This window comes from Tabrizicola sp., from assembly GCF_031377265.1.
GTDB lineage: Bacteria > Pseudomonadota > Alphaproteobacteria > Rhodobacterales > Rhodobacteraceae > JAUYQR01.
This window is the reverse complement of the sequence record NZ_JANMET010000277.1, coordinates 1-7084: the sequence shown is the minus strand read 5'-3', so window position 1 is coordinate 7084 and position 7084 is coordinate 1. Positions and strand designations below refer to the sequence as shown.

The following is a 7084-nucleotide window of genomic DNA, read 5'->3' as shown; positions in this document are numbered from 1 at the left end:
GGATCAGGTGCGCGCCCTGCTGGCCTTTCTCGGGCTGGCGGACCGCCCGACCCTGCGCAGCGCGGACGAGCCGGGCTTCGCGCTGCAGCTGGACCGCCTGCTGATCCCGCCAGTTTTGGACGCCATGCTCATTCCCCCCGGTCCAGACCTCCGCCCGCTTCTGGTCGGCTGGCGCGCCGATTATCACCGCGAAACCCTTGGTACGCCCGAAGATCAGGCAACAGACCGTGCTGGCAATGACATCGACAGCTGGATGGTGGCCGGGCATCACCGTGTGCTTATGCGGTCAGGTCTGCCCGTGGCCATGACCGGTTTCAATGCGGCCCTGCCCGAGATCGTGCAGATCGGCGGCGTGTATGTTCCGCCAGATCTGCGCTGCCGTGGCCACGCCCGCCTTGCCGTCGCCCTGCATCTGGCCGAGGCGCGGGCGCTGGGCGTCCGGCGCGCCGTGCTGTTCGCGGCAAGCGGGGCGGCGGCGCGCGCCTACCGCGCCATCGGCTTTCAACCGACACCGCCCGTCGCCCTGGTGCTGTTTGACAGCCCGCAATTTGTCGGCCCGCAATCGGTGCAGCCATGAGCTTTATTCGCCGCGAGGTTCTCGATGGTCTGATGCGTGGCCGCGAAGTGATTCTTGGCACTGTCGTTGCCGCAGTGGGTCTGCGGTTGATCGTGCAGGGCGGCTATTTCTTCACGCCACTGGGCATTGCGGTGCTGGCGCTGGGCGGGGGTTGGGCGGTTCTGGCATGGCGGCGGATGCGGTTCGGTCAGGCCGGTGACGCCCCCGGCATGGTCGAGGTGGACGAAGGCCAGATCACCTATTTCGGCCCCAGGGTCGGCGGGTCCGTGGGCCTGCCTGAACTGGTGGAAATCCGGCTTCTCACACTGCGTGGCCGCCGCGTCTGGCGGCTCCGGCAGGGCGACGGGCAGACCCTTCTCATCCCGGTCGAGGCTGCTGGTGCCGAACGGCTGTTCGATGCCTTTGCGGCCTTGCCGGGTATCGACACGCAGGCCCTGGTCGCGGCACTGCAGCCTTCGGGCCAGGCCAGCGGCACGGCACTGACGCTGGAAGCTGAGGCCCGGGTGGTCTGGCAACGCACCGCGCGGGGGGTTGTGTTGCGCTAGGCCTGGCACCATTGCCAAGCGCCCGCGCGCCGCGTGCCGACCCTTGACTTGGACGCGTGGTCAGGACAGGTCTTGGCGCTCGAAAACGTCAAAGCCCGCGCCCTCAGCCCCGGAGACTGTTCCATGTCCATTCCTCAATCCGGCGGCGGACCGATCGAAAGCTTTGATCAGCTGGCCAACTACATGGCATCAGGGTCCAAGCCGAAGGATGAGTGGCGCATCGGCACCGAGCATGAGAAATTCGGCTGGCTGACCGACAGCCGCGCCCCCCTGCCCTATGCCGGGGATCGGTCGATTTCGGCAATCTTCGATGGGCTGATCGCGCGCTATGGCTGGCAGCCGGTGCGCGAAGCGGGCAACATCATCGGCCTGGTGCGCAACGGTGCCAACGTCAGCCTTGAACCCGGCGGCCAGTTCGAACTGTCGGGCGCACCACTGGCGTCGATCCACGCGGTCGAGGCCGAGACCCGCAACCATCTGGATGAGGTCCGCAGCATTGCCGACCCGCTGGGCATCCGTTTCATGGGACTTGGCGCCGCCCCCCAATGGCGCCACGACCAGATGCCGGTGATGCCCAAAGGCCGCTACCGGCTGATGACCGATTACATGGGCCGCGTCGGCACGCATGGCACCCAGATGATGTACCGGACCTGTACGGTGCAGGTGAACCTCGATTACGCGTCCGAGGCCGACATGGTGAAAAAGCTGCGCGTGGCGATCGCGCTGCAACCCGTGGCCACTGCGCTGTTTGCCTCGTCACCGTTCTTTGATGGCAAGCTGAACGGCCACAAAAGCTGGCGCAGCCGGATCTGGCGGGGCCTCGACAACAGCCGCACCGGCATGCTGCCCTTCGTGTTCGAAGACGGCATGGGCTTTCAGCGTTATGTTGACTGGGTTCTCGATGTGCCGATGTATTTCGTCTATCGCGACGGAAAATACATCAACGCGCTGGGCCAGTCCTTCCGCGATTTCCTGCAAGGCGAACTGCCCGCACTGCCCGGCGAATTGCCCACGCTGTCGGATTGGGCCGACCATATGACCACCGTCTTCCCCGAAGCGCGGGTCAAGAAATACATCGAGATGCGCGGCGCAGACTGTGGCGACTTTGGCCATATCGTCGGGCTGCCCGCGTTCTGGGTGGGGCTGATGTATGATCAGGGCGCGCTCGATGCGGCCTGGGATCTGGTCAAGGGATTTGATGCCGAGACCCGCGAAGGGCTGCGGGTGCAGGCCTCGGTCGCGGGCCTGCAGGGTCAGGCGGGCGGCGTCAAGCTGCACGATCTGGCGCGCGCGGCGGTGGCCCTGTCGCATACCGGGCTGGCGCAGCGCGGTTTGGGCGAAGAACGTCATCTGGCCCCGATGGTCGCAAGCGTGGCGTCGGGCGAAGTGCAGGCCGACCGCTGGCTTCAGCATTTCCACGGCGACTGGGCCGGCGATCTGACCCCGCTTTATGAGGCGAGCAGTCTATAGCCGCTTACCCCGGTGGCGTGCGCACCGAAACAAAGTCCTCGCCCCCCCAAACCAGCGCCTCGACACAGGGCTGTACTCCGGCACCAAAGCATTCCGACCCGTGCAGATAGAACAGCAGGACCTGAGTGCCGTCCCAGTCGATCACCGTCCAGCTGCGGGCAAGCCATGACCGGTCCCTATCACCGCTGATCACATGGATCATCGACCCGCCCGTGCCCCCGTATAGCGTGGCCGAGGTGGAGCAACCGAAAGTCCCTTCATCAAGAACGGTTTCGGTAATGCCGTCGCCGGTCAGATCGACTTCGGTCACCGGGCTGAGCATCTCGAACACGCCATTGTCATAAGCCGCGCAATCCGCCGCCGCCGACGCAAGGATCTGGTCCACCGACTGGGCACCGGCTCCAACCGGCACAAGCAGCAACAGGACAAGTAGGATAAGGCGCATCGGCGTGCTCCGTTCAGGGTCATTTGCCACCATGCCTGCCCGCACGGGCCTGCACCAGCGCCCGGCGGGTGATGAAAACCCGACCTCAGGCCTGTTTGCGGCCGATCTTCGGTTCGGTCCCGGCCTTGATCCGGCGCAGGTTTTCCTGATGGCGCAGGTAGACCAGCAGCGTCAGCACGATCGTCAGGAACAGCATCCGCCCCTCATCCAGAAAGAACAGCCACAACGACGAGGTGGCCGCCGCAAACAGCGCGGCAAGCGACGACGTGCGGCTGACCAGCGCTACCACCAGCCATGTCGCGCAGGTCGCAAGGCCCACCGGCCATGCCAATGCCAAAAGGATGCCGAGAAAGGTCGCAACACCCTTGCCGCCCTTGAAACCCAGCCAGACCGGGAAAAGATGCCCCAGAAACGCGGCAAGCCCGGCCAGCTGTGCCGCATCCTCGGCCACCAGCGCCCGCGCGATCAGAACCGCCGCCGCGCCCTTGGCCGCATCCAGAACCAGGGTGGCAAGCGCCGCACCCTTGTTGCCGGTACGCAGCACATTGGTCGCTCCGATGTTGCCCGACCCGATCTGCCGCAAATCGCCAAGGCCCAAGGCACGGGTGATCACAATTCCGAACGGGACAGAGCCGAGCAGATAGGCCAGCACCGCCACCAAAAGCAGTGTCATCGGGTCAGTCACAAGATCAGGCATGTCTCAGCTTTCTGCGGCGTAAACCTGCGTCCCACCGACGAAGGTCCGCAGCACCTTACCCTCCATCCGCGCGCCGTCAAACGGTGTATTCTTGGATTTGGAGCGCAGGCTGAAACGGTCCATCAGGAACGGCGCGTCGGGATTGAACAGCACCAGATCGGCGGGCGCCCCCACCGCCAGCCGCCCCTGCGGCAGGCCCAGCCGCAGCGCCGGGTTCAGCGTCATGGCGCGGATCAGCACAGGCAGGGCCACCGTGCCCGCATGATACAGCCGCATCGCGGCCGGCAGGAATGTCTCCAGCGCCACCGCCCCTGACGCAGCTTCTTCGAACGGCAGGCGTTTGGATTCCTCATCCGCGGGCGTGTGCATCGAACAGATGATGTCGATCACTCCCCCAGCCACCGCCTCCACCATCGCCAGCCGGTCATCCTCGGACCGCAGGGGTGGGGTGAACTTGAAGAAGGTCCGGTAATCGCCCACGTCCAACTCGTTCAGCGTCAGATGGTGAATCGAGGTGCCCGCCGTCACATCCAGCCCGGCGGCCTTGGCACGCGCCAGCGCCGGCAGCGCGCGGGCGGTGGTGATCTGATCGGCGTGATAGCGCACGCCCGTCATTTCGACCAGGGCCAGATCCCGCTCCAGCCCCATCCGCTCGGCCATCGGCGACACTGCCGGAATGCCGCGCAGGCTGGCGAACTTGCCACTGGTGGCCGAAGCCCCCGCCGAAAGGTTCGGGTCCTGCGGGTGGCCGATGATCAGCGCGCCAAGGCCGCGGGCATAGGTCATCGCCCGGCTCAGCGCCTTGGCATCGGTCGACACATGCGCCACATCGGAAAACGCAATCGCCCCCGCGTCCAGCAGAAACCCGATCTCGGTCATCTCCCGCCCGCCGCGCCCCTTGGTCAGCGCGGCCATGTGGCGGATGCGCACCGGGCTTTCCGCCGCCCGCCGGGTCACGAACTCCAGCGCTTCGGGCGTGTCGATCGCAGGCTGCGTGTCGGGCCGCGCGATGATCGTGGTCACACCCCCTGCCGCCGCCGCAAGGCCCGCTGACCGAAAGCTTTCCTTGTGTCGCTCGCCCGGCTCGCCGATCTTGACGCCGATGTCGACGATACCGGGGGCAAGGCACATGCCGCCGCAGTCGATGATCTTGGCGCCCTTGGGCACCGGGCCGTCCACCGCAGTTATCACACCCTTCGCCACGGTCAGCGTGCCGGGGCCGTCGGTCAGCGCCTCAGGGTCGATCAGCCGGGCGTTGGTGAAGTGGAGGATCATGTACTGCCTGTCTGGATGCTGCGGATCAGCCGATAGACACTGTCTCCGTCGGCGATATTGTCAAAGCCTATCCGCGTGGTGCTGCGGTCACCGTCCGCGCCCCGCTCGGACCGGACATGGAACCAGACCGTATCCGCGCTGCGGCCCTTTTCCAACCCGGTGGCGGTGCTTTTCAGGATCGGATAGCTCTCGATGCTGTGGGTCCAATAGGTCTTGGCGATATAGGCCGCCCGGCTGCTCAGCGCATAGCGGATTTTGGCATGCGCCCGGGCTGCGGCCCACCACTGCCCGACCACCATCAGCGCGCCAACCCCGGCAAAAGGCACCGCAAAGGCCGCAAAGAACAACCCCAGCCCGATGTCGCCCCAGGTCTTGCCACCAAAGGCCATCCCGACACCGGTTGCGAACACGCCAAGGCCGATGATGAGGAACGGCAGCCCGAACAGCGCCAGCGCAATGATCTTGACCTTGCCATGCACCCCAGGTTTCGGCGCGCCCTCCCAGAGCAGCGTCTCGCCGGGCTGGAAGTAGTCCTGCCAGCGGCCCGCCATGTCAGCCGATCCAGATGAAGATGGCGGTGAAGACGGCGAGGAAGACCAGAACGACGGTCGCCACCATTCCGCCGATGCGCGCGTCGGATTTGGGGGGCTTGGGGGTGGGGTCGGGGGTCATCGGCGGCCTCTTGTCCGGTCAAAAAAGTGCGGGCTTGCGTTCCATTCCGCGTGAGCGTCTTCAGTTGTGTAATTCGCCGTGCCGGGTCCGCTCATCAACTCAAAGGCAGCTTTCGCATCAGCCCCGCTCATCCAAATAGCGCCTCCCGCTGGCGCATAGATCAGGCCATTCCTGCGTTTGGCCGGATAGAGAACATAGTCCAGTGAGCGGAACGATTGCCCGACAAAACTAGATATGCGTATCAAGCGGCGATCCGTAAGACCCACATAAATATGAACTTTACCAAGGCGAGCGAGCCAAGCCTCAAAGAAGATCGCGCCAAGTGCGTATCCAAGGGGGCCAACAATTAGTACGCCAGACCAGTAGAAGCTTCCGCATCTCGTGTTCCGAAACCCTATGCAGTAGTCAGCCGCATCAGGATACTTGAGCCAGAGAACGGCTATTGCTGCAGCTATCGCAAACCAAACGGTGAAGTTCCGCAAGGGCTGCGCAAGGTCGGGAAAGGTCTGAGCTGACCACAGCAGTCTTTCGTCGGGCGACAACTTGCTCTTCAAGACTATGATGCAGTCTGCACCATCCTTCACACCATCACCCCCACCGCCTTCATGCCCCGCTCCGCCCGCAGGTTCCGCGCCAGCAGGTCCATGCAGGCCATCCTCACGGCCACCCCCATCTCCACCTGTTCCTGAATCACGCTTCGGTTGATGTCGTCGGCCAGATCGCCGTCGATCTCCACCCCCCGGTTCATCGGGCCGGGGTGCATCACGATGGCGTCGGGCTTGGCATGCGCCAGTTTTTCGGCATCCAACCCATAGCGGTGGTAATACTCGCGCGATGACGGGATGAAACCACCATCCATCCGTTCGTTCTGCAGGCGCAGCATCATCACCACATCCGCGCCTTCCAGCCCCTCGCGCATGTCGTCAAACAGCTCGCAGCCGAAATCTTCCACCCCCGATGGCATCAGCGTCGGCGGCGCAATCAGCCGCAGCCGGTTCTCCATCTTGCCCAAAAGGATCAGGTTCGACCGCGCCACCCGGCTGTGCGCGATGTCGCCGCAGATCGCCACGGTCAGCCGCTGGATGCGGCCCTTGGCGCGACGGATGGTCAGCGCATCCAGCAGCGCCTGGGTCGGATGCTCATGCCGCCCGTCGCCCGCGTTCAGCACCGCGCAGTTGACCTTCGACGCCAGCAGGTTCACCGCCCCGCTGGATGGATGCCGCACCACCAGCAAATCCGGGCGCATCGCGTTCAGCGTCATTGCGGTGTCGATCAGCGTTTCGCCCTTTTTCACCGACGAATGCGCCACCGACATGTTCATCACATCCGCCCCCAGCCGCTTGCCCGCCAGCTCGAAACTGGCCTGCGTGCGGGTGGAGTTTTCAAAGAACATGTTGATCTGG

9 protein-coding genes are annotated in these 7084 nt (G+C 64.8%); 3 read left to right on the top strand and 6 right to left on the bottom strand.

Going from position 1 to position 7084, the window contains the following annotated elements:
* The 3 genes from RMO18_RS15675 to RMO18_RS15665 form a co-directional block, all read left to right on the top strand.
* Positions 1-577, top strand: a 577-nt coding sequence (locus RMO18_RS15675) for a GNAT family N-acetyltransferase (protein ID WP_405054090.1), incomplete at its 5' end; no start/stop codon positions are given.
* The gene (locus RMO18_RS15670; protein WP_309667162.1) at positions 574-1122 is read left to right on the top strand and encodes a hypothetical protein; all 549 of its coding nucleotides are present in this window, start codon (positions 574-576) and stop codon (positions 1120-1122) included. The genes RMO18_RS15675 and RMO18_RS15670, both read left to right, overlap by 4 nt.
* Positions 1123-1245: 123 nt before the next feature.
* Positions 1246-2592 carry a glutamate--cysteine ligase gene (locus tag RMO18_RS15665; RefSeq protein WP_309667161.1) on the top strand — a complete coding sequence of 449 codons (1347 nt, stop codon included), beginning with the start codon at positions 1246-1248 and terminating at the stop codon, positions 2590-2592.
* A 4-nt stretch (positions 2593-2596) separates the two neighbouring features.
* Here RMO18_RS15665 and RMO18_RS15660 read toward each other — a convergent pair whose 3' ends face one another.
* The 6 genes from RMO18_RS15660 to RMO18_RS15635 form a co-directional block, all read right to left on the bottom strand.
* A complete protein-coding gene (locus RMO18_RS15660; protein ID WP_309667159.1) occupies positions 2597-3037 on the bottom strand; it encodes a hypothetical protein in 441 nt (146 codons plus the stop codon).
* 85 nt (positions 3038-3122) lie between these two features.
* A complete protein-coding gene (gene plsY, locus RMO18_RS15655) occupies positions 3123-3734 on the bottom strand; it encodes a glycerol-3-phosphate 1-O-acyltransferase PlsY (RefSeq protein ID WP_309667157.1) in 612 nt (203 codons plus the stop codon).
* Positions 3735-3737: 3 nt separating this feature from the next.
* Entirely contained in the window at positions 3738-5009 is a 1272-nt protein-coding gene (gene pyrC / locus RMO18_RS15650) for a dihydroorotase (protein WP_309667156.1), read from the bottom strand.
* Positions 5006-5560 (bottom strand): hypothetical protein, encoded by a 555-nt coding sequence (locus tag RMO18_RS15645; RefSeq protein ID WP_309667155.1) that lies wholly within the window; start codon positions 5558-5560, stop codon positions 5006-5008. Before RMO18_RS15645 ends, pyrC begins: the two co-directional genes overlap by 4 nt.
* Positions 5561-5677: 117 nt before the next feature.
* The gene (locus RMO18_RS15640; RefSeq protein WP_309667152.1) at positions 5678-6265 is read right to left on the bottom strand and encodes a hypothetical protein; all 588 of its coding nucleotides are present in this window, start codon (positions 6263-6265) and stop codon (positions 5678-5680) included.
* Positions 6262-7084 (bottom strand): aspartate carbamoyltransferase catalytic subunit (locus tag RMO18_RS15635; RefSeq protein WP_309667150.1); only part of this gene is annotated, 823 nt, incomplete at its 5' end. The genes RMO18_RS15640 and RMO18_RS15635, both read right to left, overlap by 4 nt.

Excerpts from the sequence above, each read along its gene's own strand:
- RMO18_RS15645 (WP_309667155.1), bottom strand. The coding sequence starts at position 5,560 with ATGGCGGGCCGCTGGCAGGACTACTTCCAGCCCGGCGAGACGCTGCTC.
- RMO18_RS15670 (WP_309667162.1), top strand. The coding sequence starts at position 574 with ATGAGCTTTATTCGCCGCGAGGTTCTCGATGGTCTGATGCGTGGCCGC.
- RMO18_RS15660 (WP_309667159.1), bottom strand. The coding sequence starts at position 3,037 with ATGCGCCTTATCCTACTTGTCCTGTTGCTGCTTGTGCCGGTTGGAGCC.
- pyrC (WP_309667156.1), bottom strand. The coding sequence starts at position 5,009 with ATGATCCTCCACTTCACCAACGCCCGGCTGATCGACCCTGAGGCGCTG.
- RMO18_RS15665 (WP_309667161.1), top strand. The coding sequence starts at position 1,246 with ATGTCCATTCCTCAATCCGGCGGCGGACCGATCGAAAGCTTTGATCAG.
- plsY (WP_309667157.1), bottom strand. The coding sequence starts at position 3,734 with ATGCCTGATCTTGTGACTGACCCGATGACACTGCTTTTGGTGGCGGTG.